23 protein-coding genes are annotated in these 25,930 nt (G+C 70.6%); 5 read left to right on the top strand and 18 right to left on the bottom strand.

Features of this window, described 5'->3' with window-relative positions; translation table 11 throughout:
* Positions 1-2: 2 nt before the first annotated feature.
* A complete protein-coding gene (locus tag IG194_RS29125; protein ID WP_058489564.1) occupies positions 3-1,148 on the bottom strand; it encodes a YbfB/YjiJ family MFS transporter in 1,146 nt (381 codons plus the stop codon).
* Complete coding sequence (locus IG194_RS29130) at positions 1,145-2,023, bottom strand: LysR family transcriptional regulator (RefSeq protein WP_058489565.1); 879 nt, start codon at positions 2,021-2,023, stop codon at positions 1,145-1,147. The genes IG194_RS29125 and IG194_RS29130 overlap by 4 nt, the downstream gene beginning before the upstream one ends.
* 89 nt (positions 2,024-2,112) lie before the next feature.
* Here IG194_RS29130 and IG194_RS29135 point away from each other — a divergent pair, with 89 nt between their 5' ends.
* Entirely contained in the window at positions 2,113-3,153 is a 1,041-nt protein-coding gene (locus IG194_RS29135) for an NAD(P)H-dependent flavin oxidoreductase (protein WP_058489566.1), read from the top strand.
* A gap of 201 nt (positions 3,154-3,354) precedes the next feature.
* Here the strand turns inward: IG194_RS29135 and IG194_RS29140 are convergent, their stop codons facing one another.
* A complete protein-coding gene (locus IG194_RS29140) occupies positions 3,355-4,242 on the bottom strand; it encodes a DMT family transporter (protein ID WP_058489567.1) in 888 nt (295 codons plus the stop codon).
* 94 nt (positions 4,243-4,336) lie between these two features.
* Here IG194_RS29140 and IG194_RS29145 point away from each other — a divergent pair, with 94 nt between their 5' ends.
* Positions 4,337-5,128 (top strand): AraC family transcriptional regulator, encoded by a 792-nt coding sequence (locus tag IG194_RS29145; RefSeq protein WP_009622157.1) that lies wholly within the window; start codon positions 4,337-4,339, stop codon positions 5,126-5,128.
* Positions 5,129-5,219: 91 nt separating this feature from the next.
* Here the strand turns inward: IG194_RS29145 and IG194_RS29150 are convergent, their stop codons facing one another.
* Entirely contained in the window at positions 5,220-6,566 is a 1,347-nt protein-coding gene (locus IG194_RS29150) for an aryl-sulfate sulfotransferase (protein WP_058489568.1), read from the bottom strand.
* Between the two features lie 16 nt (positions 6,567-6,582).
* Entirely contained in the window at positions 6,583-8,931 is a 2,349-nt protein-coding gene (locus IG194_RS29155; RefSeq protein WP_058489569.1) for a TonB-dependent receptor, read from the bottom strand.
* Positions 8,932-9,108: 177 nt separating this feature from the next.
* Here IG194_RS29155 and IG194_RS29160 point away from each other — a divergent pair, with 177 nt between their 5' ends.
* Both IG194_RS29160 and IG194_RS29165 read left to right on the top strand, forming a co-directional pair.
* Positions 9,109-10,014 carry a LysR family transcriptional regulator gene (locus tag IG194_RS29160; RefSeq protein ID WP_058489570.1) on the top strand — a complete coding sequence of 302 codons (906 nt, stop codon included), beginning with the start codon at positions 9,109-9,111 and terminating at the stop codon, positions 10,012-10,014.
* Between the two features lie 424 nt (positions 10,015-10,438).
* Positions 10,439-12,055: an alkaline phosphatase family protein gene (locus tag IG194_RS29165; RefSeq protein WP_058489571.1), complete on the top strand. Its 1,617-nt coding sequence runs from the start codon at positions 10,439-10,441 to the stop codon at positions 12,053-12,055.
* Between the two features lie 4 nt (positions 12,056-12,059).
* Here IG194_RS29165 and IG194_RS29170 read toward each other — a convergent pair whose 3' ends face one another.
* The 8 genes from IG194_RS29170 to IG194_RS29205 all read right to left on the bottom strand — a co-directional run bounded on the left by IG194_RS29170 (position 12,060) and on the right by IG194_RS29205 (position 19,559).
* A complete protein-coding gene (locus tag IG194_RS29170; protein ID WP_009622151.1) occupies positions 12,060-12,338 on the bottom strand; it encodes a gamma-butyrobetaine hydroxylase-like domain-containing protein in 279 nt (92 codons plus the stop codon).
* Positions 12,335-13,300: a HEAT repeat domain-containing protein gene (locus tag IG194_RS29175; RefSeq protein ID WP_058489572.1), complete on the bottom strand. Its 966-nt coding sequence runs from the start codon at positions 13,298-13,300 to the stop codon at positions 12,335-12,337. Before IG194_RS29175 ends, IG194_RS29170 begins: the two co-directional genes overlap by 4 nt.
* A complete protein-coding gene (locus IG194_RS29180; RefSeq protein WP_058489573.1) occupies positions 13,297-14,151 on the bottom strand; it encodes an ABC transporter ATP-binding protein in 855 nt (284 codons plus the stop codon). The genes IG194_RS29175 and IG194_RS29180 overlap by 4 nt, the downstream gene beginning before the upstream one ends.
* Positions 14,148-14,936, bottom strand: a complete 789-nt coding sequence (locus IG194_RS29185; RefSeq protein WP_058489574.1) for an ABC transporter permease — start codon at positions 14,934-14,936, stop codon at positions 14,148-14,150. The genes IG194_RS29180 and IG194_RS29185 overlap by 4 nt, the downstream gene beginning before the upstream one ends.
* A 48-nt stretch (positions 14,937-14,984) precedes the next feature.
* Positions 14,985-16,391 carry an ABC transporter substrate-binding protein gene (locus IG194_RS29190; protein WP_058489575.1) on the bottom strand — a complete coding sequence of 469 codons (1,407 nt, stop codon included), beginning with the start codon at positions 16,389-16,391 and terminating at the stop codon, positions 14,985-14,987.
* 193 nt (positions 16,392-16,584) lie between these two features.
* Positions 16,585-16,830, bottom strand: a complete 246-nt coding sequence (locus IG194_RS29195; protein WP_009622146.1) for a ferredoxin family protein — start codon at positions 16,828-16,830, stop codon at positions 16,585-16,587.
* A 240-nt stretch (positions 16,831-17,070) separates the two neighbouring features.
* Positions 17,071-18,813: a fumarate reductase/succinate dehydrogenase flavoprotein subunit gene (locus IG194_RS29200; protein ID WP_058489576.1), complete on the bottom strand. Its 1,743-nt coding sequence runs from the start codon at positions 18,811-18,813 to the stop codon at positions 17,071-17,073.
* Positions 18,810-19,559 carry a GntR family transcriptional regulator gene (locus IG194_RS29205; RefSeq protein ID WP_058071272.1) on the bottom strand — a complete coding sequence of 250 codons (750 nt, stop codon included), beginning with the start codon at positions 19,557-19,559 and terminating at the stop codon, positions 18,810-18,812. Before IG194_RS29205 ends, IG194_RS29200 begins: the two co-directional genes overlap by 4 nt.
* Positions 19,560-19,865: 306 nt before the next feature.
* Between IG194_RS29205 and IG194_RS29210 the strand changes: the two genes are divergently transcribed.
* Complete coding sequence (locus IG194_RS29210) at positions 19,866-20,825, top strand: alpha/beta fold hydrolase (protein WP_058489577.1); 960 nt, start codon at positions 19,866-19,868, stop codon at positions 20,823-20,825.
* Here IG194_RS29210 and IG194_RS29215 read toward each other — a convergent pair.
* Genes IG194_RS29215 through IG194_RS29235 form a run of 5 tightly spaced genes read right to left on the bottom strand, consistent with a single transcriptional unit; the run spans position 20,813 to position 25,925 of the window.
* Positions 20,813-22,027, bottom strand: a complete 1,215-nt coding sequence (locus IG194_RS29215; RefSeq protein ID WP_058489578.1) for an MFS transporter — start codon at positions 22,025-22,027, stop codon at positions 20,813-20,815. The two genes, IG194_RS29210 and IG194_RS29215, sit on opposite strands and share 13 nt — an antisense overlap.
* A gap of 32 nt (positions 22,028-22,059) precedes the next feature.
* Positions 22,060-22,869: an ABC transporter ATP-binding protein gene (locus IG194_RS29220; protein ID WP_225617139.1), complete on the bottom strand. Its 810-nt coding sequence runs from the start codon at positions 22,867-22,869 to the stop codon at positions 22,060-22,062.
* Positions 22,866-23,924, bottom strand: a complete 1,059-nt coding sequence (locus IG194_RS29225) for a FecCD family ABC transporter permease (protein ID WP_058489579.1) — start codon at positions 23,922-23,924, stop codon at positions 22,866-22,868. Before IG194_RS29225 ends, IG194_RS29220 begins: the two co-directional genes overlap by 4 nt.
* Positions 23,921-25,039, bottom strand: a complete 1,119-nt coding sequence (locus tag IG194_RS29230; RefSeq protein ID WP_058489580.1) for an ABC transporter substrate-binding protein — start codon at positions 25,037-25,039, stop codon at positions 23,921-23,923. Before IG194_RS29230 ends, IG194_RS29225 begins: the two co-directional genes overlap by 4 nt.
* On the bottom strand, positions 25,032-25,925 hold the full coding sequence (locus IG194_RS29235; RefSeq protein ID WP_058489581.1) for a PepSY-associated TM helix domain-containing protein: 894 nt from the start codon (positions 25,923-25,925) through the stop codon (positions 25,032-25,034). Before IG194_RS29235 ends, IG194_RS29230 begins: the two co-directional genes overlap by 8 nt.
* Positions 25,926-25,930 lie beyond the last annotated feature (5 nt).

Here is a 25,930-nt window from a genome sequence, read left to right on the forward strand (position 1 = left end):
GCTCAGCGCGGGCAGCTTGCGGCGGCCCGCGCCGGCTGCCAGGTGCAGGCTGCCCCCAACAGCAGGGCGGCGCCGGCCGCCAGCAGCGCCGGGCTGAAGCTGCCGTCCAGGTGGTAGAGCGCGCTGGAGGCCAGCGGCCCGACGATCTGCCCCACACCGTACACCGCGGTCATGGCCGCCAGCATGTTGAAGCGCACCTTCGCCGCCGCCAGGCGCGCGGCGGGCAGGGCGATGGTCGGCGTGCCCATGAAGGTGCCGCCCACCAGCAGGGCGCTGGCCAGGTAGGCCGGGGCGCTGTGCTGCAGCACCGGCAGGATCACCCCCAGCGCCTGCACCAGCAGGTTCGCCGCCAGCGCCCGGCGCGTGCCCAGGCGCCCGTGCAGCCAGTGCCAGAAGAAGCACGACGGCGCCGCCGCCAGGCCGAATACCGCCCAGGCCTGCAGCGGCGACAGCGCGCCGCCGCGCATCAGCAGCGGCAGGTAGGTGGCGGTGATGATGTAGCCGAAGCCGGCCAGGCCGTAGATCAGCAGCAGGCTCGCCGGCGCCATGGGTACGGCGGGCGCCGCATGCGGCGCCGTCTTGGCGGGCGCGGGTGCGGGGCGACCCAGCGCCGCCCAGGCCAGCAGGGCGAGAACGCTCCCGGCGCCGGCCAGCAGCAGCCAGATCGCCGGGCTGCCCAGGCCCGCGCCATGGCCGCCGGCGATCAGCTCGGCGGAAATCAGGATGCCCAGGCCCACCCCGGAGAACATCAGCGGCGCGCCGCCGTGGCGTTGCATCACGTGCAGCAGCCACACCGAGGCGCCTACCAGCGCCACCGCGCTGAGCACCCCGGCCAGCAGGCGCACGCCGATAGCGAACCAGGCCGGCGCCGGCACCGCCATGGCCGCCAGCCCCAGCAGGGTGCCTACCAGGGCCACGCGGCACAGGCTCGCCGCCAGGCGTTCCGGGCAGCGCGCCAGGGCCAGCGCACCCAGCAGATAGCCGGCGTAGTTGGCCGAGGCGGCCAGCGAGCCGCCGTTCACGCTGAGCACGCCTTCGCCGACCATCAGCGGGTAGAGCCCGGTGAAGGCGAAGCGGCCGAAGCCCATGCCGATGGCCAGGATGAGCGTGGCGCTCAGCGCCAGCGCGAGTTCGCTGCGTTGCTTCACGAGGCGGCCCCCAGGGTTTCGCGGAAACGTTCGAAGGCGCCGGTGGCGTAGCCTTCGCGCCAGACCAGGAGGGTGTCCACGCTCATGATCGGCAGCAGTCGCAGCGCCGGCGGCTCGCGCTGCAGGTCGAGCAGCGAGCGCGGCAGGATGCCCACGCAGGCGCCGGCGGCGACGCAGGCCAGGATGCCGTGGTAGGAGCCCACTTCCTGCACCTGCACGCGCGGGCCCTCGGCGTTCAGCCAGTCCTCGGCGATCTGCCGGTAGGTGCAGCCGCGGGAGAAGCCGGCCAGGGTGCGCACCTGCACGTCGCCCGGCCCGCGCACCGGCGGGTGGTCGCCGGGCAGGGCCAGCAGCAGTTCCTCGCGGAACACCGCCTGGCCCAGCAGGCCGCGCTCCAGGGCCGCCTCGAAGCCGGGTTCGGCGCGCAGCGCATCCGGGTGGGCCACCAGCGCGCAATCCAGGCGCCGCGACAGCACGCCGTCCACCAGCGCCTGGCTGGTGCCGGTGCTGACTTCCAGTTGCACCTGCGGGCAGGCGCGGTGGTAGGCCGCCAGCGGGCCGGGCAGGCGGCTGGCGGCGGTGCTCTCCATGCTGCCCAGGCGCAGGCTGCCGCTGGCCTCGCGGGGGTGCAGCGACTGCCGCGCCTCGGCGGCCAGGGCCAGGAGCTTCTCGGCATAGGCGAGGAACTCGCGGCCCTGGTCGGTCAGCGCCATGCGCTTGCCGTCGCGCAGGAACAGCGCCACGCCCAGGTCTTCCTCCAGCTGGCGGATGCGCGTGGTGACGTTCGACTGTACCCGCTGCAGGCGCGCGGCGGCGCGGGTCACGCTCTGCTCCTCGGCGACGCAGCGGAAGATTTCCAGGCTGGACAGGTCCATCGATGATCTCTGTTGGAGAATGTATTGCGCAGAATATTCTCCGTATGAGATTTTAAGTCAACCATCGATCAGCCCAGGAGATCACCGCCATGCCCCTTCGCCAACTGCTCGGCATCGAACACCCCATCATCCAGGCGCCCATGGTCGGGGTCTCCACCCCGGCGCTGGCCGCCGCAGTGTCCGAGGCCGGCGCCCTGGGCTCCATCGGCCTGGGCGCGAGCAGCCCGGCGCAGGCCCGCGAGCTGATCGCCCAGGTGCGCGCGCTGACGGCGAGGCCGGTGAACTTCAACCTGTTCTGCCACCGCCCGGGGCAGGCCGACGCCGCCCGCGAGACCGCCTGGGTGGAACACCTGCGGCCGCTGTTCGAGGAACTGGGCGGCGAGCCGCCGGCGGCGCTGCGGGAGATCTACCGCAGCTTCGTCGATGATCCGCAGATGCTGGAGGTGCTGCTGGAAGAGCGCCCGGCGGTGGTCAGCTTTCACTTCGGCCTGCCCGCGCAGGGCTGGATCGACCGGCTGAAGGCCGCCGGCATCGTCCTGCTCGGCTGCGCCACCAACCTGGCGGAGGCCCGCGCCGTCGAGGCCGCCGGGCTGCACGCGGTGGTCGCCCAGGGCTACGAGGCGGGCGGGCACCGCGGCATCTTCGAGCGCGACCACGATGAGCGCATCGGCACCCTGGCCCTGGTCGGCAGCCTGGCGCCGGTGCTGAAGCTGCCGGTGATCGCCGCCGGCGGCATCATGGACGGCCGCGGCATCCGCGCTGCCTTCGCCCTGGGCGCGCAGGCGGTGCAGATGGGCACGGCCTTCGTCGCCTGCCCGGAGTCCTCGGCCAACGCCGCCTACCGCGCGGCGCTGCAAAGCGAGCGGGCCTGGCACACCGAAGTGACCGCGGCCATCTCCGGGCGCCCGGCGCGCGGCCTGCCCAACCGCCTGTTCAGCGACCTGCAGCGCGCCGACGCCCCGGCGCTGCCGGACTACCCCATGGTCTACGATGCCACCAAGGCCCTGGTCGCCGCGGCCAAGGGCAATCCCGACTTCGCCGTGCAATGGGCTGGCCAGGGCGCGCCCCTGGCTCGCGAGCTGCCTGCGGCGCAGCTGGTGGCCACGTTGGTGACGGAGGCCGACCTGTAGGAGCGAGCTTGCTCGCGAACCAGCCCCGCTGCGGAATCTGTTCGCGAGCAAGCTCGCTCCTACGAAGAGCACCCCGCGCAAGATAGTTGCCCCTACTCCGAACCCTCGTGTAGGAGCGCGCCCTGCGCGCGAAATCGCGGGCAGGGCCCGCTACAGGTTTCCGGGAGGCACCTGTAGGAGCGGATTCATCCGCGATAGGCCTCAGTCGGCAGCCAGACCCGCCGCCGGCCGCGGCCGCCAACGTTCTGCAAGAAGCACCCCGGCAAGAGTCAACGCGCCGCCGTACAGGTGGTGCACGCCCAGGCGCTCGTCCAGCAGCACGGCGGCGATGGCCGCGGTGACCAGCGGCAGCAGGTTGAAGAACAGCGCCATGCGGTTCGGGCCCATCTCCTGCACCCCGCGCATCCACGCCAGCGGCGCGGCGATGGAGGCCAGCAGGCCGGCGTAGGCCACCAGCGGCAGGTTGCCGGCGTCCAGGCCGTGGTGCGGCGAGAGCAGGTACATCGGCAGCATCGCCAGCACCGCCACCAGCACCTGCAGGTACAGCAGCTGCAGCCCCGGCAGGCGGATCTGCCATTTCTTCAGCAGCACGCCGTAGAGGCCGTAGGCGAGGGTGGCCACCAGCATCATGCCGTCGCCCAGGCCGATGCCCTGGTGCAGCAGGCTGGCCAGGTCGCCGTGGGCGATCACCAGCAGCACGCCCAGCAGCGACAGCAGCGAGCCGAGCACGCCGCCGGCGTTGAGCCGCTGGCCGAGCAGGGCGCTGGCAAGGCCCAGGGACATCAGCGGCATCAGCGCGAGGATGATGCCCATGTTGGTGGCGCTGGTCAGGGACGCGGCGTAGTAGGCCAGGCTCTGGTACACGGCCATGCCCAGCAGGCCGAGCACCACGATCTTCGGCAGCAGCGGGGCGATCTGCGCGCGCCGCGCCAGCAGCGGGCGCAGCACGAAGGGGCTGAGCAGCACGGCCACCGCCAGCCAGCGGAAGAAACCGATCTCGGCCGGGGCGATGCGGCCCACGGCGAGCTTGTTGACCACGGTGTTGCCGCCCCAGACGAGCACGGCGAAGAGCGGGAAGAAATAGGTCATTGCAGCGGACATCTGTGAAGGACGGGCGCCATTGTCCCGCCGTCCGGAATGGCGCTTATACTTCATTCCGGACAACTCGCCACGTCATCCGGACATGCCCACGAAGAAATACATCCCCCTGCCGCTGCCGGACCATGCGGCCCTGCCGGCGCCGCTGTACTTCCGCTACGACGAGTTCGGCGCCGACACCCGCTCGGCGCCCCACAGCCACCCCTGGGGCCAGCTCAACTACGCCTCCCACGGGGTGATGCAGCTGGACGTCGGCGGCCAGCGCTTCCTCTCGCCGCCGCAGTACGCGGTGTGGGTGCCGCCGGGCGTGGAGCACGGCTGCTACAATCGCGAGGCCATCGTCTACCGCTCGCTGTACGTCAGCGCCGAGCTGTCCCGCCAGTTGCCGACAGGGCCCTGCACGCTGCAGATCGGCGACATCCTCAAGGCCATCCTTTCGGACTTCGCCGCGCGCGGGGTGAACATCCCCGAGAGCGCGGCCGACAAGCGCCTGGCCCAGGTGGTGCTGGACCAGTTGCAAGCCTCGCCGCGCCACGAGGACTACCTGCCGTTCGCCCAGAGCGCGCTGCTGGGCGAACTGCTCGCCGCGTTGCAGGCCGAGCCCGGCGACAACCGTTCGCTGGCCGACTGGGCCAGGCAGGTGCACAGCACCGAGCGCACCCTGGCGCGCATGTGCCAGCGCGAGCTGGGCATGAGCTTCGGCGAATGGCGCCAGCGCCTGCGTTTCCTCGCCGCCATCGAGGCGCTGGAAGCCGGGCGCGGGGTGCAGGAAATCGCCTTCGACCTGGGCTACAGCAGCGCCTCGGCCTTCATCGCCATGTTCCGCCGCCAGGCCGGCACCACGCCGGAGCAGTACCGCGTGGCGAGCCGGGGGTGAAAGGGAAAACGGCGTAAGCGAGCCGCGCCGAGGTGCTTTTGTAGGATGGGTTGAGCTTGCGAAACCCGTGCGGTAGGTGGCGATGGACGGTTCAGCGCGCCGCGGTCACCGGCTGCGCGCCCGGCACCGCGGCCTGCACGGCCTTTTCCTCGCGCGGGGTGCCTTCCGGTACCCAGCTGTAGTCCACCGGCAGGGCGCGGTATACCCAGTTGCTCACGGCGTCGCCCAGCGGCGCCTTGCCGAAGTAGGGGCTGACGTATTCCCAGACGATCTCGCCGCCCGGGGTGACCTGGAAGAAGCGGCCGTTCTGCCCCTCGTCGATCAGGGTGTTGCCGTTGGGCAGGCGCCGGGCGCTGCTGATGAACGAGCTGAAGAAGGCCCAGCCCGGCTGCTTCGAGCTTTCCGCGGTGTACTGCCAGACAATCTGCTTCTTCAGCGGGTCGATCTCCAGCACCCGCGAACCGGAGATCACCCCGCGCTGCACCGAGGGGTAGCCGGCGTCGCCCTGGTTGTCGAACACCAGCAGGTTGCCGGCGCCGGGAAGGCCCTCGGGGATGATGTGCGCGTCGTGCTGGCCGCTGATCTGGTCCACCGGGCGCGGCAGCTTCTGCGCGTTGCGCGGGTCGATCGGCGGCAGGTTCGGGCCCAGGCGCCAGACCACCTTGCCGCTGGCCTTGTCGATGATGGCGATGAAGTTGGCGTTGCGCGAATCGAACAGCAGGTTGTCCGGGGCGAAGCGCTGGTCGCCGGCGGCGTGCCAGCGGTTCGGGCCCAGCGGCGCCAGGTTGTTGATGTGCAGGTAGTCCGGGTTCTTGGTCGCGTGCACCAGCTTGAGCTGCTCGGCGCCGAAGCCGAACTCGTGCAGGTGCTCGGAGGCGGTCCAGCGCCAGGCCACCTGGCCCTGCGGGGTGACCTCGTAGATGACGTCGTCGATCACCTCCGGCACCTGGAAGCCCTTCACCGCATGCACGCGGTTGGCCAGCACCAGGGTGTTGCCGTTGGCCAGCCGGCGCAGGTCGTGGTGCTGGCGGGCGGCGCCGCCGGGGGCCTGGTCGCCCCATTGCCAGACGGTCTTGCCGGCCCAGTCCAGCTCGCCCACGGCCTGGTTGCGCAGGCCATTGCCGGCGGAGGCGAGCTTGCCCGGCTCGGCCAGGTCGGCGGTCTGCAGCAGCACGTGGCCGCGCTCGCCATTGGCGAGTTTCGGGTCGAGGATGGCCGAGGGGAAGCCGGGGCGGTCCCAGCGTTTCACCTCGTTGCCGTTCATGTCGATCAGGTGCGTCCTGTTGTCGGCGCCGCTGAAGATCACGTACTGGTTGAAGGCCTTCTGCGGGTCGTAGCGCGTCACCCCGGTGGGGTAGACGCTGGGCGCGGCGCTGACGGCGGCGGCCAGCAGCGGGGCGGAGAGAGCGAGCAGGGCGGTGGCGCGGGCATGCTTCATGGCAGTGGTCCTCGGGTCAGAAGTCGTAGCGGGCGGTCACGCCCAGGGTGCGCGGGGTGCCCAGCACGCCGGCGTAGCCGCCGTTGGCCGAGTTCCACAGGCTGGTGTAGTAGGTCTTGTCGAAGGCGTTCTTCAGCCACAGCGACAGGTCCCAGCGGCCGTCGCCGTAGTCGCCGCGCAGGCCCAGGGCGGTGTTGACGATGGCGTAGCTGGGGATCTGCCCGTAGTCGGAGTCGTCGATGGTGCCCACCGCCTTGGAGCGGAAGGCGTAGCTGGCGGTGACGTAGGGCTCCAGGTTGTCTTCCAGGCGCCACTTGTATTCGCCGTTGGCGTTGAAGATGTACTTGGAGGCGCCCACCACCTGGTGTCCACTGAGGTCGCAGGACGCCGGTGCGCCGCTCTGGAAGGAGACTTCCGGCGGGCAGGGCGCGTTCTTGTACGACAGGTAGCGCACATCGTTGTACGAGCCGTTGAGGTTCAGCGTCAGCCCGCGGACGGGCAGGGCGGTGGCCTCGAACTCCACCCCGCGCGAGCGCACGTCGCCGGCGTTGGTCAGGTAGGAGGTGCGGGTGGCCTCGTCGTAGGCGTTGGCCTGGTAGCCGTGGACCACGGTGGCGAACAGGTTGGCGTTGAGGATCAGGCGGTGGTCGAACAGCGTGCTCTTGATCCCCAGCTCGGCGTCGTTGGCCCGCTCGCTGCCCACCAGCAGGGAGTCGGCGCCGGCGGTGGGGGCGCTGGCCACGGTCAGGTTCACCCCGCCGGACTTCTCGCCGTGGGACAGCGAGGCGTAGCCCATCAGGTTGTCGTTGAAGTGGTAGTTCAGGCTGAGCAGGCCCGAGGGCGAGAAGCTGTACACCGAGAGATCGCCGGAATCGTAGGCGCCGGCCCGGCCGTTGCGCGCGGCCAGGGCCGCGCCGCTGACGGCGGCCCCGCCGAGGGGCGCATCGCGGCTGACCGAGGCGGATTTCTCCTCGTAGGTGCCGCGGATGCCGGCGGTGAAGTCGAGCCTGTCGGTCAGGTGCCAGGTGCCCTGGGCGAACAGCGCGTAGCTGTCGGTGTCGATGTGGCCGTCGCCCAGGCTGGTGACGTTGGCCAGCGCGCCGCTGGCGGTGCCGTTCCAGATGTCCGCCTGGGGGCCGTAGAGGTTGAAGGAGTGGTTGTCCAGGTCCTGGCCGAAGTAGTAGGCGCCCAGCACGTAGTCGAAGAAGCTGCCGGTGGGCGAGGCCAGGCGCAGCTCCTGCGACCACTGCTTGTCGCGCACCGAGACGCCGGCGTTGTAGGCCGCCGCCACGTTCAGGCCGTCGTCGTTGCGCGGGGTGAAGTCCCACCAGCGGTAGGAACTGATGGAGGTCAGCGAGAAGTCGTTGGCCAGCTTCCAGTTGGCCTCCAGCGAAGTGCCGCCCTGGAACACGGTGACGCGCTGGGCGGCATCGAAGTTGACCTTGCGGTCGTCGCCGTACACCAGCGTGGCGCCGGCGGCGCGGGCGCGCTGCTCGTAGCGGTTGACGCCGTTGAGGGTCGGCCCGGTGCTGAACAGGGTGAGGATGCCGTTGCTGGAGTTCTCCTCGTTGTAGTCGCCGATCCAGCGCAGGCTGAAGTCCTCGTCGGGCTTGTACAGCAGTTGGCCGCGGAAGCCCTGGCGGGCGCCGCCGTTGAGGGTGTTGCCGTCGAAGACGTTCTTCACGTAGCCGTCGTCGCGGGTGCGGTAGGCCGAGAAGCGCCCGGCCAACTCGTCGGTGAGCGGCCCGGAAACCGTGGCCTTGCCCTGGAAGTAGCCGTCCTCGCCGCCGGACACCTCGACGCTGCGCTCGGGGGTGAAGCTGGGCAGGCGGGTGGAGATGTTGATCACCCCGGCGGTGGTGTTCTTGCCGAACAGCGTGCCCTGGGGCCCGCGCAGCACTTCCAGCTGCTCGATGTCCAGCAGGTCGAAGGAGGCCATGCCGGGGCGGCCCAGGTAGACGTTGTCCAGGTACAGCCCGACGCTGCCTTCCAGGCCGTCGCTGGCCGGGTTGTTGCCCAGGCCGCGGATGGACACGCTGGACTGCCGCGCGTGGACGTAGGCGACGTTGGTGCTGGGCACCAGCTGCTGCAGGTCCTGCACGCGGTAGATGCGCTGGCTTTCCAGCGTCTCGCCGCCGAGCACGCTCATGGCGGTGGGCACGTCCTGGGAGTTCTCCTCGCGGCGCCGCGAGGTCACGGTGACGGTGCCCAGGGTGCTGGCCTCGCCCTGGGCCTGGGCGGCGGCCTCCTGCGGGGTGGCTTCCTCGGCGTGCAGGGCGCCCATGGCCAGGCCGCCGGTGGCCAGCAGGATGGACAGCGGCAACAGCCGGCGGCGGAAACGGGGCGCGGAATCTCGGTGGTGCATGGAAAGGTCCTGGAGAAGAGGTCGTGTCGCGCAGGACCGGTTTGGCCTGCAATCTTTTTATTCCGTATCGATCTTTATTTATGTATTTCGATTTATTTACGGAATAAGAGATTGCCTTTATAAGAAGGCCGTCCACCTTCGGACAATTGCATTTGCCCAATATTTTTTATGTAGAAAATGCATATAGACCTTCGCCAGCTCCGCCATTTCATCGCCCTTGCCGAGCACCGCAGCTTCGTCGCCGCGGCCGACGCCGTGTGCCTGTCGCAATCGGCCTTCAGCCGCAGCATCCAGGCCCTGGAACACAGCGCCGGCTGCCGCCTGGTGGACCGCGCGAGCAAGGAACTCAACCCCACCAAGCAGGGCCTGATCGTCCTGGAGCACGCGCGCCGGCTGGTCAGCGGCGCGCACAAGCTGGCCAACGAGATCGCCCTGTTCAATGGCCTGGAGGCGGGCGAACTGCGCTTCGGCGCGGGCCCCGCGCCGGCGGCCTGGCTGGTGCCGCGGGCCATCGCCGCGTTCAACGGGCGCTACCCCAAGGCGCGTGTGGCCTTCCAGGTGGAGCACTGGCAGGTGCTGGGCAAGCGCCTGCAGGCCGAGGACTTCGAATTCTTCGTCGCCGACACCCGCCATTTCGAGGCCAACCCCGAGTACCGCACCCTGCGCCTGAAGCCGCGCAAGTGGCACTTCTGCTGCCGCCCCGGCCACCCGCTGGCCGGCCAGGGGCAGGTGAGCGCGGCGCAGCTGCTGAGCTACCCCATCGCCACCAACCTCAGCCCGCCGAACCTCCGCAAGGTGCTGGTGGACCTCAGCGGCCGCCCCGACTTCCGCCCGGACATCGAATGCGAGAACGGCCACGGCCTGAACGCCGTGGTGCTGGCCTCCAACGCCATCGGCATCGCCAGCGGCCCGGGGCAGGGCGCCGGCGAGGCGCTGGTGGCGCTGACGGTGGCGGAGCTGCCGGAGGACCTGGAGGAGCTGCATACCCGCTACGGCATCGTGCACCGCGCGGGGTACAGCCTGTCGCCGCTGGCGGAGGCGATGATCGGGGAGTTGAGGCGAATCGATGAGGAGACGGTTTAGGGCTTTTCGTCTTTTCGTAGGAGCGAGCTTGCTCGCGAAGGGCTCCTCCCTTTGGCTACGGTGTTTCGGGGTTACTCCGCTCCCTCTCCCCAGCCCTCGGCTGCGCGCCCCGCCCTGAAGGGAGAGGGGGCTAGTCCGTGCTGAGAACAGGAAGGTTTCAAATGGAGACCTTCGGTGTTGCCGGCTGACTCCAGAACATCCAGGCACACCGAACGGTCCCCTCTCCCTTCAGGGAGAGGGTTAGGGAGAGGGCGCTCTCAACCCCAGCCCCCACAACTCCCGGTGAACTCTGTTCGCGACCAAGCCCGCCCCCACACCACCCACCCCATGCATTCCACGCATGCAAATCTTGCTGCAAATGCGTTTGCCAGAACGCCCCCGCGCCCCGCGAAATGACCGCTCCATCCGTCATCCCGAACGCCCCATGAGCCAGCCCCAGCCCATCCGCAACGTCCTCTACATCATGTGCGACCAGCTGCGTCGCGATTACCTGTCCTGCTACGGCCACCCGCACCTGCACACGCCGAACATCGACCGCCTGGCCGCCGAGGGCGTGCGTTTCGCCCGGGCCTATACCCAGGGCACCATCTGCGGGCCTTCGCGCATGTCCTCGTACACCGGGCGCTACGTCAGCAGCCACCAGGTGAGCTGGAACGCCGTGCCGCTGCCGCTGGAGGAGCTGACCCTCGGCGACTACCTGCGCCCGGCCGGCATCCGCACCGCCCTGGTGGGCAAGACCCACGCCACCGCCAACCTCGAAGGCATGCAGGCGCTCGGGGTGGACCCGCAGAGCGAGCGCGGTCAGCAACTGGCCGAGGCAGGCTTCGAGCCCTATGACCGCAACGACGGCATCTACCCCGACGGCGAGATGTTCGCCGACAAGCGCGAAAGCGCGCCCTACACCCATTACCTGCGCGGCCTCGGCTATGCCGGCGACAACCCCTGGCACGACTGGGCCAACGCCGCCGAAGGCGCCAACGGCGAGGTGCTCAGCGGCTGGCAGATGCGCAACGCCGGGCTGCCCACGCGCCTGCCGGAGCCGCACAGCGAAACGGTCTACGCCACCAGCCGCGCCATCGACTTCATGCACGAGCAGGGCGACAGGCCCTGGTGCCTGCACCTGTCGTACATCAAGCCGCACTGGCCCTATATCGCGCCCGCGCCGTACCACGCGCTGTACGGCCCCGGGCAGGTGCTGCCGGCCCTGCGCGCGGCGCCGGGGGAGGAGAGCGAACACCCGGTGTACAAGGCCTTCCAGCAGCACCAGGAGAGCCTGAACTTCTCCCGCGAGGAGGTGCGCAACACCGTGATCCCCACCTACATGGGGCTCATCAGGCAGATCGACGATCAGCTCGGCCGGCTGTTCGAGCACATGCAGTCCAGCGGCCGCTGGGACGACACCCTGATCGTCTTCACCAGCGACCATGGCGACTACCTGGGCGACCACGGCCTGGGCGAGAAGGAGTTCCTGCTGGAACCGGCGGTGGGTGTTCCGCTGCTGATCCGCGACCCGCGCGCGGCAGCCGACGCCAGCCGCGGCACGGTGGAGCAGGCCCTGGTGCAATCCATCGACGTGCTGCCGACCCTGCTCGACGCCTTCGCGGTGCCGCTGGCGGCGCACCGCGTTGAGGGCCGCTCGCTGCAGCCGCTGCTGCATGGGCAACGGCCGGCGGACTGGCGCGACTACGCCATCGCCGAATACGACTACGCTTTCCAGGCCCCGGCCCGCGAGCGCCTGGGCCGGCCCATCGACGCCTGCCGCATGTACATGGTGCGCAGCGAGCGCTGGAAGTACCTGGCCTACGACGGCTTCCGTCCGCAGCTGTTCGACCTGCAGGCGGACCCGGGCGAGCTGCGCGACCTGGGCGCCGAGCCGGCCTACGCGGACGTGTGCGAGCAGCACCAGCGCTACCTGTTCGACTGGCTGCGCGGCCTGAAGCGGCGCACCACCATCAGCAACGAGGAGATCGACCTGCGCGGCCAGGCCTTCCGCTATGGCGAGCCGGAAGGCGGCAAGCTGGTGCGCATCGGCGAGTGGTAGCGGCTCAACCCAGTTCGCGCAGGTAGCTCCAGGGATAGATGCCGCGCTCGTGGCCGTCGTCGAACACCAACTGTACGCCGTAGCCCTGGGGGTTCACGGCGCGCAGTCCGACTTCGGCGCCGACCAGCGTGATGCGCCCCTGCAGGCGCGCCGCGCGGCACTGCGAGCAGGGGCAGGCGCCGCGCAGGCGGGCGAAGGCGATGCGCTGCACTTCGCCGTCGCCCCAGTCGATGCGCAGCTCGCGCTCGTTGCTGGAACGGTGCAGGGCGCGGGGCGCGTTCATGCCGGCGCGCCCAGTTGGGTGAGGGCGATGCGCACGGCCTTGCGCACTTCCGGGTCGCCGTCGGCCTGGGCTGCCTGGAGCGCGGGCAGGGCGCGGATGTCGCCCAGCTCGCCCAGGGCCAGGGCGGCTTCCTTGCGCAGGTTGCTGATGGCGTGGCCGAGCAGGCCCTGCAAGGCTTCGCGGGCGGCCTGGTAGCGCAGGTTGCCGAGGGCCCGCGCGGCGCGCAGGCGCACCTGCCAGAAGTCGTCTTCCAGCGCTTGCAGCAGCGCCTCGCCGGCCTCCTGCAGGCCCAGCTTGCCAAGGGTGCCGGCGGCTTCCTCGCGGACCTTCCAGGCCTTGTCGCGCAATGCCGCGCCCAGCGCCGGCAGCACGCTGGCGTCGCTGGCCAGGCCGAGGGCGCCGGCGGCGGCGCGGCGCACCTCGCTGTCGGCATCGTCGCTGGCCAGGGCGGCCAGGCGCGGCAGGGCTTCGATGCGCTTGAGCCAGCCGAGGATGCCCACCGCCTCGCGGCGCACACCGGCGTCGGTGTCGTCCAGGGCGGCCAGGGCCGGGTTCACGCTTTCTTCCAGGCGCAGTTCGCGCAGGGCGCGCAATGCGCTGCGGCGCACGAAGGTGTCGGCGTGGGCCGCCCAGGGCAGCAGCAGGCGCCCGGCCTCGGCGGTCTTCAGTTCGCTGAGGCTTTGCGCGGCGGCTTCGCGCACCGTCTCGTCGCTGTCGGCCAGGGCCTGGCATAGGGCCTGGACCACTTCGGGTTCCTCCCAGGCTTCCAGCAGGCGCGCGGCCTCGGCGCGCACGGCGGCGGCCGGATCAATGGTCAGCGCCCGGGCCAGCCAGGGCAGGGCCTCGGGTTCCTCCAGGTCGGCCAGTTCGATCAGGGCGATGCGGCGCACGCCGGGGTCGGCGTGCTGCAGGCGCGGTTGCAGATCGAGGATGTCGGGGTTGTCGGTCGTGAACGGGGTCATATGGCGAATCGCGCTCTTGTCGGATCATTGTTCGGCAGGCCCAGGGGCGTCAGGCGCGGCAGTTGGCGGCCGTCTTCGTGGCGCAGCAGTTCCAGGCAGTGGCGTTTGAGGCGGGCGAAGCCGGCGCTGGTCAGCAGCTCGGCGTGGCGCGGGCGCGGGAAGTCCAGGCGGATTTCCTCGAGGATGCGCCCGGGGCGCGGGCTCATCACCAGGATGCGGTCGGCGAGGAACAGCGCTTCGTCTATGTCGTGGGTGATGAACAGTACGCTGGTGCGCAGACGCGTCCAGATGTCCAGCAGCAGCTCCTGCATCATCATCCGCGTCTGCGCGTCGAGGGCGCCGAAGGGTTCGTCCATCAGCAGCAGGCGCGGCTGGTTGATCAGCACCCGGGCGATCTCCACGCGCTGCTGCATGCCGCCGGAAAGCTGCGACGGCCAGCGATTGGCGAAGCCTTGCAGGCCCACCAGCTGGAGCATTTCCTCGGCCCGGGCGTGGCGTTCGGCGCGCGGCACGCCGCGCATCTTCAGGCCGAAGGCGACGTTGTCGCGCACCCGCCGCCAGGGCAGCAGGGTGTGCTGCTGGAACACCATGCCGCGCTGCGGCGAGGGGCCGCCCACCGGCTGGCCATCCACTTCCAGGCGCCCGCCGCTGGGGCGCAGGTGGCCGGCCAGGGCGCCGAGCAGGGTGGACTTGCCGCAGCCGGAGGGGCCGAGCACGCAGACGAATTCGCCCGGCTCGATGGCGAAGCTCAGCGAGTGCACCGCTTCGAAGACGTCGCGGCCGCTGCCCAGGTGGATCGACAGGTCCTCGACGCGCACGTGCCCGGCGGGCAATTGCTCGGGCAGGCTCATGGCTTGCCTCCGGCCTGGCGCTGCCAGGGCGTGGCCAGGGCGCCGAGCTGGCGCACCAGCAGGCTGCTGGCCATGCCGAGCACGCCGATGAGCAGCATGCCGACGACGATGTCGGGGTAGTTCTGCAAGGTGTAGGACTCCCAGGTGTAGTAGCCGATGCCCCATTGCCCGGAGATCATCTCGGCGGTCACCAGGCAGAACCACGAGGTGCCCATGCCGATGGCAAGGCCGGTGACGATGCTCGGCAGGGCGCCGGGCAGCACCACTTCGCGTAGCAGCGCCAGGCGGCTCGCGCCGAGGCTGCGGGCCGAGGCGAGCAGGCGCGGGTCCACCGCCTCGACGCCGTGGATGGTGTTGAGCAGGATGGGGAACAGCGCGCCGGTGAAGGTGATGAAGATCATCGACAGCTCGGCGCTGGGGAACATCAGGATCGCCAGCGGGATCCAGGCCACCGCCGGGATCGGCCGCAGCACTTCCAGCGGCGGCAGTAGGCCGTCGCGGGCCCAGCGGCCGCGGCCGATGGCCAGGCCCAGGAGCACGCCGGCGACGGCCGCCAGCAGGTAGCCGGCGAGCACCCGCGCCAGGCTCGCGCCCAGGTGCCGGCCGAGCTTGCTGGACTGCGCCAGTTGCACGGCGGCGTCCAGCACCTCGCCGGGGCCGGGGACGTTGGCGAAGGTGACCAGGCCGAGGTTCAGGTGCCGGGCGCTGGCCAGTTGCCAGAGCGCCAGGCAGGCCAGCAGCGAGGCCAGGCGCAGGCTCCAGCGGGACAGGGTTGTGAGGTTCATTTTCATGGCTCCGCAAGGGCCCGGCGCGCAGGGCGCCGGGCGTGGACGTCAGCGGCTGGCGACGGCCTGCTGGCTGGCACCGGCGAAGTCGCGCACTTCACCGCCGTTGCTCTGCGCGTAGCGCTCGGCCTGCTCCTTGAGCAGGAAGGCGTCCAGCGCGCCGTCCTTGCCCTGGACGAACCAGGCCTGGCTGGCCAGCAGCTTGATGCCGCTGTCGCTGGCCTGGGCATAGATGGCGCGGATGTCCTTGCCTTGCTGCTTGAGCTTGGCCAGCTCGCCCAGGGCTTCCCGGGCCGAGGCGTAGCTGCGCACCCTGGGTTCGCCGCGCACCCACACCTGCGCGACGTGGCGCGGGTCGGCGATGGCCTTGCCGGTCAGCGCGTCCGTGGCCGTTAGCGGCTGCTGGGCATAGTTCTTCAACGCGGCGTCGTAGTCGGCGCCGGCGGCCTTGAAGGCGGCGCGGATGTAGCGGTCGTCGACGAACTGCTCGACGTTCAGCCCGCGGTCGGCCTTCTTCAGCAGCTTCAGGGTGTCGATGGCGGTGGTCACGGCCTGGCGGTACTCCGGCTTCCAGGTCAGGTCGCGGGTCTGCAGGCCGAGTGGGCCGTGGAACAGGTAGTTCACCTCGGCGGGAATGCCGGCGACCTTCTCGATCAGTTCGCTGTACTTCTCCGGTTCCGCGGCCAGCAGCTGGTTGGCCTCGTAGGTGGCGCGCAGGTAGGCCTCGACGATCTCCGGGTACTTCTGCGCGTAGTCCGCTTCCACCAGCGCGCCGTGGAAGGTCGGCGCCTTGGCTTGCGAGCCGTCGTAGATCTTGCGGGCGATGCCGCGGCTCTCGAACAGCTCGGCGAAGGGCACGAAGTCGGCGTGGGCGGCGATCTTGTTGGCCTGCAGCGCGGAGCCGGCGACTTCCGGCGGCTGCGCGATGATGGTCACGTCCTTGTCCGGGTCCCAGCCCTGGGCGGCGATGGCGCGCAGCAGCAGGCCGTGGGCGGTGGAGGCGAAGGGCACGGAGATGGTCTGGCCCTTCAGCTCGGCCAGCGACTGCACCTGGGACGAGGCCGGCACCACGATGCCGTTGCCGCTGCCCTCGATGCTGCCGGAGAGCACGCTGATGAACAGGCTGCGCTTGCCAGCCGCCTCGTGGGCCACGCCGTTGAGCGAGCCGGGGAAATCGGCCATGGCGCCGAAGTCCAGCTTGCCGGCGACCATCTCGTTGGTCAGCGGCGCGCCGCTGGTGAAGTTCTTCCACTGGATGTCGTACTGCACGCCCTGGTACTTGCCGTCGTGGGGCAGGTACTTGGGCAGCAGGTTCAGCTCGCGGACCAGCAGGCCGCCGGCGGCGCAGTTGATGGTGGTGTCCTGGGTGCCGATGGCCACGCGGAGGGTCTCGGCATGGGCAGAAAGGCTGGCGATGGCCAGCGCGAGGCCGGCCAGGGTGGTGCGCAAGGTCATGGGTGTTCCCCTCGAATCATGAGTGTTGGAATCGTCTCCGCCGCCGGTGTGCGGTGGGAAACGAGGGGGCGTTGCATCAGGCGTCCGGTGGCGTGTCCGGTAGCTTTTCGTAGGAGCGAGCTTGCTCGCGAACGCTCCTCTGCCAAAGCGGGTTCGCGAGCAAGCTCGCTCCTACAAGGGCAAAGGGTTGGCATCAACGCAGCAGGTAGGGAATCTCCACCTTCACCGCGCCGGTCGGGCAGTCCTTCTCGCAGGGCATGCAGTACCAGCATTCGTCGAAGGCCATGTAGGCCTTCTGGGTGGCCGGGTTGATCGCCAGCAGATCCATCGGGCAGACCTCGACGCAGACGGTGCAGCCCTTGTCGGCGATGCACTTGTCCTCGTCCACGGTGACCGGGGCGCTGGAGCGGAAGAAGATTTCCTGGGGTTGGTGGGGCATGGCACGGCTACCTCGTGGTTCGATTGCACCCGCTCTCGTGGCGGCGGGCTGGGTGTTTCTGTCGGGATATGGCGCTCGGCTCACCACCCTCTCCCCAGCCCTCTCCCTGAAGGGAGAGGGGACTGTCCTGAGCGATGGATATTTCCGTACTCGCCGGCTAGCTCCGTTGTCGCGACTCGCGCCGAACAGCTCCCTCTCCCGCTTGCGGGAGAGGGCGGGGGGAGAGGGGCTCTAGGGCTCCTAGGCCGCCTCGTTCTTCACCCGCAACCGCTCATAGGCCTTCTGTTCCTCGTCGTCGAGGGCGATCAGGTAGGGCTCCACCGGCTTCTTGAAGCTGGTCATGGCGCCGCTGTCGTCCTTCTTCAGGTGCGCGTGGCAGAACCACTCGGCATCGTTGCGCTGCGGATAGTCCACGCGGTGGTGGTACAGGCCCCAGCGGCTCTCGGTGCGGAACAGCGAGGCGCGGGCGGCCATCTCGGCGCAGTCGCGGATCACGCTGACTTCCATGGCGCGCATCAGCTCGTGGGGGTTGTTCGCCTTGAGCTGCTCCAGGTCGCGGCCGATCTCGGCGAAGCGCTGCAGGCCGATCTCCATCTTCTTCGTCACCTTCGGCGGCTGCAGGTAGTCGTTGACCATGCGCCGCAGCTTGTACTCCACCTGGGCCGGCGGCAGGCCGTGCTCGCGCCTGAGCGGGGCGAAGACGCGTTCACGCTCGCGCTCCACCTGGGCCTGGTCGACTTCGCTGAAGTCCCGCTCGGCCACGTACTGCGCGGCGTTCTGCCCGGCGAACCAGCCGTAGGTGAAAGCGCCGAGCATGTAGTTGTGCGGCACCGCGGCCATGTCGCCGGCGGCGTACAGCCCCTTGACGCTGGTCTCGGCCTTCTCGTTGACCCACACGCCCGAGGCCGAGTGGCCGGAGCAGAAGCCGATCTCGGAGATGTGCATCTCCACCATCTGGCTGCGGTAGTCGGTGCCGCGGTTGGCGTGGAACTGGCCGCGGCTGGGGCGCTCGTTGCCGTGGAGGATTTCCTCGATGGTCTGGATGGTCTCCTCGGCCAGGTGGTCCAGCTTGAGGAACACCGGGCCGTTGCCGCCCTCCAGCTCCTGGTGGAATTCCCACATCATCTGCCCGCTCCAGTAGTCGCACTCGATGAAGCGCTCGCCCTTGGCGTTGGCCGTGTAGCCGCCCAGTGGCCCGGTGACGTAGGCGCAGGCAGGGCCGTTGTAGTCCTTGATCAGCGGGTTGATCTGGAAGCATTCCAGGTTCGAAAGCTCCGCGCCGGCGTGGTAGGCCATGGCGTAGCCGTCGCCGGCGTTGGTCGGGTTCTCGTAGGTGCCCATCAGGTAGCCGGAGGCGGGCAGGCCCAGGCGCCCGGCGGCGCCGCAGGCGAGGATCACCGCCTTGGCGCGGATCACCTGGAACTGCGCGGTGCGGCAGTCGAAGCCGAGCACGCCGTTGACCGCGCCCTCGGCGTCGGTGAGCAGCCGGGTGGCCACCAGGCGGTTGGTGATCTCCACCCGCGCGCGCTTGAGCTGGCGGTAGAGCACCTTCTTGATGTCGTGGCCCTCGGGCATCGGCAGCACGTAGGCGCCCATGTGGTGGACCTTCTTCACCGCGTAGTCGCCCACCTCGTCCTTCTCGAACTTCACGCCCCAGCGGTCGAGCTGCTCGATGGTCTCGAAACTGTGGGTGGCGTAGGCGTAGACGGCGGCCTGGTTGACGATGCCGTCGTTGGCCACGGTGATTTCCTTGGTGTACTGCTCGGGCGTGGCGTGGCCGGGGATGACGGCGTTGTTCAGGCCGTCCATGCCCATGCTGATGGCGCCGCTGCGCTTGACGTTGGCCTTGTCCACCAGCAGCACGCGCAGCTCGCGGTTGGCTTCCTTGGCCTTGATCGCCGCCATGGGGCCGGCGGTGCCGCCGCCGATGACGACGATGTCGTAGGCGCTTTGCCTGTCTTCGGGGAGGTCGCTGTGGCTCATGCTCGGGGGCCCTTGTGACGGTCGATGCGCAGGCGGTACTGGAAGGCGTCGCCGCGGTAATAGAGGTGTTCGTAGTCCAGCGGCTGGCCGTCGGCGCCGTGGGTGAGGCGCTCGATGCGCATCACCGGCGAGCCTTCCTCCACCTCCAGGGCGGCGGCCAGCTCGGCGTCGGCGAGGATGGCGTCGATGGCCAGGTCGGCATGCCCCAGGGGCAGGCCGCAGTCGTTCTCGAGGATCAGGAAGATGTCGCGGCTCACCAGGTCGGCCTTCTCCAGCCGGCGGCCGACGGCCTCGGGCAGGTAGGTGACCTCCAGCGACACCAGCTCGCGGTTGACCAGGCGCGCGCGCTTGATCTGCGCCACGCTGTCGCCCTCGGCCACCTGCAGGCGCGCGGCCACCTGGGCGTCGGCCGGCACGAAGCGGAAGCTGCGCAGGCGGTTGATCACCTCGTAGCCGCGCTCGCCCATGGACTCGGCCAGGCCCTGCAGGGTGCTGACGTTCTGGAACGCCTTGGGCCGGGCGACGAAGGTGCCCTTGCCGTGGATCTTGAAGATCAGGCCTTCCTTCTGCAGGTCGCCCAGGGCCTGGCGCACGGTGATGCGGCTGACGCCATGGGCCTTGCCCAGCTCGGCCTCGGAGGGCATGCGGCTGAGCGGCGGGTAGCTGCCGTCGAGGATGCGCGTGCGCAGCAGCTCCTTGAGCTGGCTGTACAGCGGGACGGGGGAGAGGGGGAGTAGTTCGGTCATGGCTATGACTTGTTATGACGAGTTGTGGGGCGACTATAGAGGAATAAGAATCCGGGTGTGAAAGACCGGATTTGCATATGGATATATGCATGTAGGGCGTATAACCGTTCGCGGTTATACGCCGATACGCCGGGGTCATAGCCAACGCCCAGGTCAACCCCGGCGCCGCCGGGAGTCAAGGCCAAACGGCGGATAACGCCGTAGGCGTTATGCGCCCTACAAAAGCCCCGCTATTCGTCCAGCGAATGGAAATGACGTCGTCACACCCCTGCTGCTAGCGTCCCGACAAAATCCCGGAGATTCCCCATGCCCTCCATCGAGCGACGCCTGCTGCCGGTCAACGGCATCCACCTGTGCGTGCACATCGCCGGCCCCGCCGATGGTCGCCCGGTCTGGCTGCTGCACGGTTTCCCCGAATGCTGGCACTCCTGGCGCGCGCAGATTCCGGCGCTGGTGCAGGCCGGCTACCGCGTGCACGTGCCGGAGATGCGCGGCTACGGCCGCAGCGACGCGCCCGAGCCCATCGAGGCCTACGACCTGCAGAGCCTGTGCGGCGACGTCCTCGGCGCCATGGACGCCCTCGGCCAGGGCCGCGCGGCGGTGCTCGGGCATGACTGGGGCGCCCTGGTGGCCTGGCACCTGGCGCTGCTGGCCCCGGAGCGGGTGGCGGCCCTGGCCGCGCTGTCGGTGCCCTATGCCGGGCGGCCCAAGCGGCCGGCCACGGAGATCCTCCGCGAGGTCTTCGCCGGGCGCTTCAACTACATCCTCTACTTCCAGCAGCCGGGCGTGGCCGAGGCCGAACTGGACGCCGACATCGAGCGCAGCCTGCGCCTGTTCTTCCGCGATGCCGGCGACGACGACCCCTTCCTCCAGGACAAGCCCGCCGACGCCCGCCTGTTCGAAGGCCAGCCCACGCCCCGGCAACTGCCGGCCTGGTGCGGCGAGGCGGACCTGGCGCATTACATCGAGACCTTCGCCGGCCGCGGCTTCCGCGGGGCGCTCAACTGGTACCGCAACTTCGAGCGCAACTGGCGCTTCAGCGAGCCCCTGGCCGGCCGCCAGGTCGGCCAGCCGACGCTGTTCCTGGTGGGCGACCGCGACCCGGTGGCGAGCCTGGAGGCCTATACCCTCAAGCGCATGCCCGAGGTGGTGGCGGACCTCGAACAGCACCGCCTGGAAGGCTGCGGCCACTGGGTCCAGAACGAGCGCCCGGCCGAGGTCAACGCCTTGCTGCTGGACTTCCTGGCGCGCCGCTACCCGGCCTGAACGGTGTCGGCGGCCGGTTCCGGCCACAGCGCCACCAGCACCAGCAGGGCGCCGACCAGCAGGTACGGCAGGCGCGGCTCGACGCCATAGAGCAGGCTGCCGGCCAGCGGCCCGAGCACCACGCCCAGGCCCTGGGCGGCGCCCATGGAGCCGGCGGTGGAGCCTTGCTCGTCGGCGTTCACCGCGTTGGCCGCCAGCGCCGAGAAGGCCGGGAACACCCAGCCCATGCCCGCCGCGGCGACGAAGAAGGCCAGCCACAACTGCCAGGCCTGCAGCGCCAGGCTGGTGCAGGCGAAGCCGATGCCGGCCACCAGCGCGCCGAAGCGGATCAGCCGCTGCGGCGCCCAGTCCAGGCGGCGCACCAGCAACTGGGCGAGGATCAACGCCACGCCCACGGTAGTCAGCGCCACCCCGGCGGCCTGGGCCGCCGCGCCCGGCGCCAGGCCCAGGCGGTCGAGGGCGAAGAAGCCGACGGTGATCTGCGCCACCGCCACGCAGAACATGGCGACGAAGGCCACCAGCATGGGCCGGCGCAGGCGCGCATCGCCCAGGCGGATGCTCTGCGCGACGCGCTGCAGGTGGTGCTCCTGGCGCTGCAGGCGGGTGAGCAGCGCCAGGAACCCCAGCAGCGGCAGCACACTCATGGCGTACAGCGGCAGGCTCAGGCTGTGCCGGGCGAGCAGGGCGGCGATGGCCGGGCCCAGCACCATGCCCACGGCATTGGCCGCGCCCAGGCTGGCCAGGGCGGCGGCACGCTGGCGCGGCGGGTAGTTGTCGGCGATCAGCGCCTGCCCGGCGGCCGGCAGCGCGGCGTAGAAGGCGCCCACCGCGCCACGCCCGAGCAGCAGGCCGAGGAACGACAGCGCGGCGATAGGCTGCAAGCGCAGCGCGGTATCGACGAAGACCGCCAGCAGCACGTAGGACAAGGTCACCCCGGCGCTGCCCAGCAGCAGGATGCGCCGCCGCCCCACGCGGTCGCTGGCATTGCCCCAGGGCCGCGCCAGCAGCAGCCAGAGCACGCCGGACACGGTGACCGCCGCGCCGGCCTGCCAGGCCTGCAGGCCGAGCAGCCGGGCGATGGGCCCGACCAGCGAGACGAAGGCCATCATCGCCATGGTCCCGGCCATGGTGGAGAACAGCAGCGGGCGCAGGTCGAAGGGCGTGCCGGCGGAGGCCTGGGCGGCTTCGGGGGTTTCGGACATGGGGGGACTCCTGGGGTTGGTGGGAAGTGGGATCAGGGCCGCAGGCGGCCCTCGACCAGCAACAGGTTGCGGCCGCGTACCCGTTCGACGCTGCCATGCACGCCGTACACCTCGCGCAGCAGGTGTGCGTCTATCACCTCGGCGGGCGGCCCGGCGGCGGCCAGGCCGCCCTGGTGCAGGACCAGCACCTGGTCGGCGCAGGCCAGCGCCAGGTTGATGTCGTGCACCACCATCAGGCTGATCAGCCCGCGCGCCCGGGTGACTTCGACTATGGCCTCGGCCACCTGGCACTGATGGTACAGGTCCAGGGCGCTGGTCGGCTCGTCGAGCAGCAGCACCCGCGGCTGGCGCACCAGCGCCTGGGCCAGGCCGACCAGTTGGCGCTGGCCGCCGGACAGGGCATCGATGGGACGGTCCGCCAGCGCCGACAGGTCCAGCGCTTCCAGCACCTGCTCGATGCCGCGCAGGGTCTGCGCGTCGGGGTGGCCTCCGCCCAGCAGCGACAGGCTGCGCCCGGCCATGGCCGCGGCGAGTACCGCTTCGAAGGCGCACAGGCGGGTGCGCTGCGGCAGGCTCTGCGGCAAGTACACCACCTGGCGCGCGCGCTCGGCCAGGGGCAGGCGGCCGAGGTCGACGCCATCCAGCAGCACCCGCCCGGCGATCGGCTGCAGGCCGGCGATGCCCCGCAGCAGGGTGGACTTGCCGGCGCCGTTCGGGCCGATCAGGGCGGTCAGGCTGCCCGGCGGCAATGCCGGCAGGTCCAGCTCGCGCAGGATGCGCCGGGCGCCGTAGCCCATGCTCAGCCGTTCGATGCCCAGTCCGTCGATGCGCGGGGCGTTCATCGCAGGCCTCCGCGCTGGCGCAGGACGATGGCCATGAAGAAGGGAATGCCGACCAGCGCCGTGACTATGCCCACCGGCACCAGCACGCCCGGCACCAGGGTCTTGCTGGCCACCGAGGACAACGACAGGATCAGCGCGCCGGCCAGGGCGCTGGCGGGGATGAACAGGCGATGGTCCTCGCCCACCAGCAGGCGCGCGATATGCGGCGCCACCAGGCCGATGAAGCCGATGGTGCCGACGAAGGACACCGCCAGCGCCGCCAGCAGGCTGATGCGCAGCAGGCTGAACAGGCGCAGGCGGCCGACGTCCACGCCGAAGCTGCGGGCGCGCTCCTCGCCCAGGCTCAGGGCGGTCAGCGCCCAGCTCTGGCGCAGGGCGAAGGGCAGGCACAGCAGCAGCGCCAGGGCCATGGCGGCGAGCTTCTCCCAACTGGCCCGGGCCAGGCTGCCGAGGGTCCAGAACACCAGCTGCTGCAGGCTGTCCTGGCTGGCGACGAACTGCAGCAGCGCCACCAGGGCGTTGAAGGCGAACACCAGCGCAATGCCGAACAGCACCAGGCTCTCCACGCCGAAGCCGCGCCAGCGCGCCAGGGCATAGAGCAGGGCCACCGAGGCGAGGGCGAAGACGAAGGCGTTGGCGGAGATCAGGTACTGCGCCGGCACGCCCGGAATGCCCATTTGCAGAACGATGGCCAGGGCCGCGCCGAACGAGGCCGCCGCCGACACGCCCAGGGTGAAGGGGCTGGCCAGCGGGTTGTCGAGCACCGTCTGCATCTCCGCGCCGGCCAGCGCCAGGCCGGCGCCGACCAGCACCGCCATGAGCGCGTAGGGCAGGCGCACCGACCAGACGATCACCGTTTCCACCCTGGGCACCGACTCCGGCGCCCAGAGAATCTGCAGCAGGCGCGACAGCGGCAGCGCCGAGGGGCCGCTGGCGATGTCCAGGGCCAGGCTGGCGAGCAGCGCCAGGCCCAGGAGCAGCAGCGCCAGGCGGCGCCGGGCGAAGCGGCGCCGGTAGCCGGCCGCGGCGCCTTCGTGGGCAAGCGGCAGGCTCATGGCTGCAGGCTGACGGTGAACACGCCGCTGGCGGGGATCGGCATGAAGCGCCGGTACAGCTCGGCGCGGGTGCGTTCGGGGTCGAGGTCGGCGAACAGTTCCGGGTGCAGCCACTTGGCCAGGGCCTGGACGGCGACCAGGTGTTCCGGCGAGTCGTAGAAGATGTGCCACATGGCGTGCACGTGGCCTTCGCGCACCGCGCGCAGTTCGTTCAGCGGCGCCCGTCGGGCGATCTGCGCCAGGCTGTCGCGGGCCTGCTGCGGGGTGGCCGTGTAGCCCAGGGTGACGCCGCCGCGGCCGGCGCCGAAGACGCCGGTGGCCACGTATTGCTGCGGGTCGCTGGCGAGGATGTATTCGGGGTTGAGGGTGCCGATGGCGCCGGGGATGCGCCCGGCGCCGATGTTCTGCCCGCCGGCCAGCTCGATCAGCTCGCCGAAGTTGCCGCGCCCGGGCGAGCCGCAGCAGTCCTGCAGGCCGGCGAGCATGTCGACGAACAGCCTCGGGCGCTCCAGTTCGCCGCGCGCCTCGGCGCTGGCCAATGGCTCGCGCACCGCCTCGATGGCCTGCTGGTAGAAGTCGATGAACTCGGCGGCGCGCTGCTGGCGCCTCAGGGCCTCGCCGAGCAGGCGCATGCTGGGCACGGTGTTGAGCAGCGGGTGCTCGCTGAAGTCGACGAACAGCACCGCCACCCCGGCCGCTTCCAGCTGGCGCAGCGCCTCGCTGCCCGGCCCCGGGCCGTGGCCGCCGCTGAGCGCCAGCAGCACCAGGTCCGGGTGAACGGCCAGGGCCTTCTCGACGCTGAAGGTGTCGGCCGAGGTGCCGCCCACCAGGGGCACCTGGTCGGCCTGCGGGAAGCGCGCCCGGTAGGCCGCGTAGCCCTGCACGTCGAGGCCGCGGAAGTCCCCCTGCCAGCCGGCGACCCGGGCGAAGGGATCGGCGCCTTCGAGCAGCGACAGCGAGTAGATCATGCGGCCTTCGCCAAGCAGCACGCGCTTGACCTGGGCCGGCACCTCGACCTTGCGCCCGGCGAGGTCGGTGAGCGGCGCGGCCAGCGCCGGTGCGCACAGGAGGAACAGCAGCAGGCCGCGGCAGGCCTGTTTCAGGAGGCTAGTCATGGGACGGGTTTCCTTGCGTGGAGGGGAGGGCCTGGCGGGCCGGGCGGCGGCGCCACCACAGCAGCAGGCCGGTGATGTAGAGCGCGGGCAGGGCCAGCCCGGCGAGAAAGGCGGCGGCCATGCCCGCGGCGCCGAGGCCCAGCCGTCCGTGCAGGGCCGAAAGCAGCGCCTTGGCTGGCGCGGCGCCGGCGAGCCCGGGCGGCAGCGCCAGCCAGGTGCCGGTCAGGGCGATCAGCAGCAGCGGCAGGTACAGCCAACTGGCGCACAGGTTGTGCCATTCCCGCAGTCGTCGCGTGCCCTGGCTGCCGCGCCGCAGGCTGGCCGCGGCCCACCAGTTGCGGCGGCCCGGCCACCACAGGTACAGGCCGCTGAGCAGCGACAGGCAGAGCGCCGCGCCACACGCCGCCAGCAACGGCAAGCCGAGTGGCGGCGGCAGCAACAGGCTGCGGTGCAGCGCGACCACCTTGGCCAGCCACAGGTCGTCGAAGACGAAGAAGGCCCGTGGCTCGCCGTCGTAAGGGTCGAGCATGGCCACCGCGGTGCCCGCGCGGTCGCCCAGGGTGCCGAAGACCAGGGCGTTGTCGCTGGTCAGGAAGCCCTGGCGTGGCGCCGCGCTGCCGAGGATGCGGGCGAAGCGCGGGTAGGCTTGCCGGGCGCGTTCGCGCAGTGCCGCGTCGTCCAGGGCGACGGCGTCGGCGGCATGGGGCTTGGCGCTGAGCGCGGCGGCGCCCAGCTCCCAGTGCAGGATGGGCCCGCGCAGCTCCAGCAGCGCGCCGCTGGCGCCCAGCAGCGCCAGCGGCAGGCCGACCAGCAGCGCCAGCCAGCGGTGCAGGGCCAGCCAGGCGCGACGCCGGCCGGCCCTGGTCGATGCAACCCGACAGGTCATCGGCG

Origin of the sequence: Pseudomonas sp. ADPe (assembly GCF_014843515.1) — a bacterium.
In the GTDB taxonomy this organism is placed as follows: domain Bacteria; phylum Pseudomonadota; class Gammaproteobacteria; order Pseudomonadales; family Pseudomonadaceae; genus Pseudomonas; species Pseudomonas citronellolis.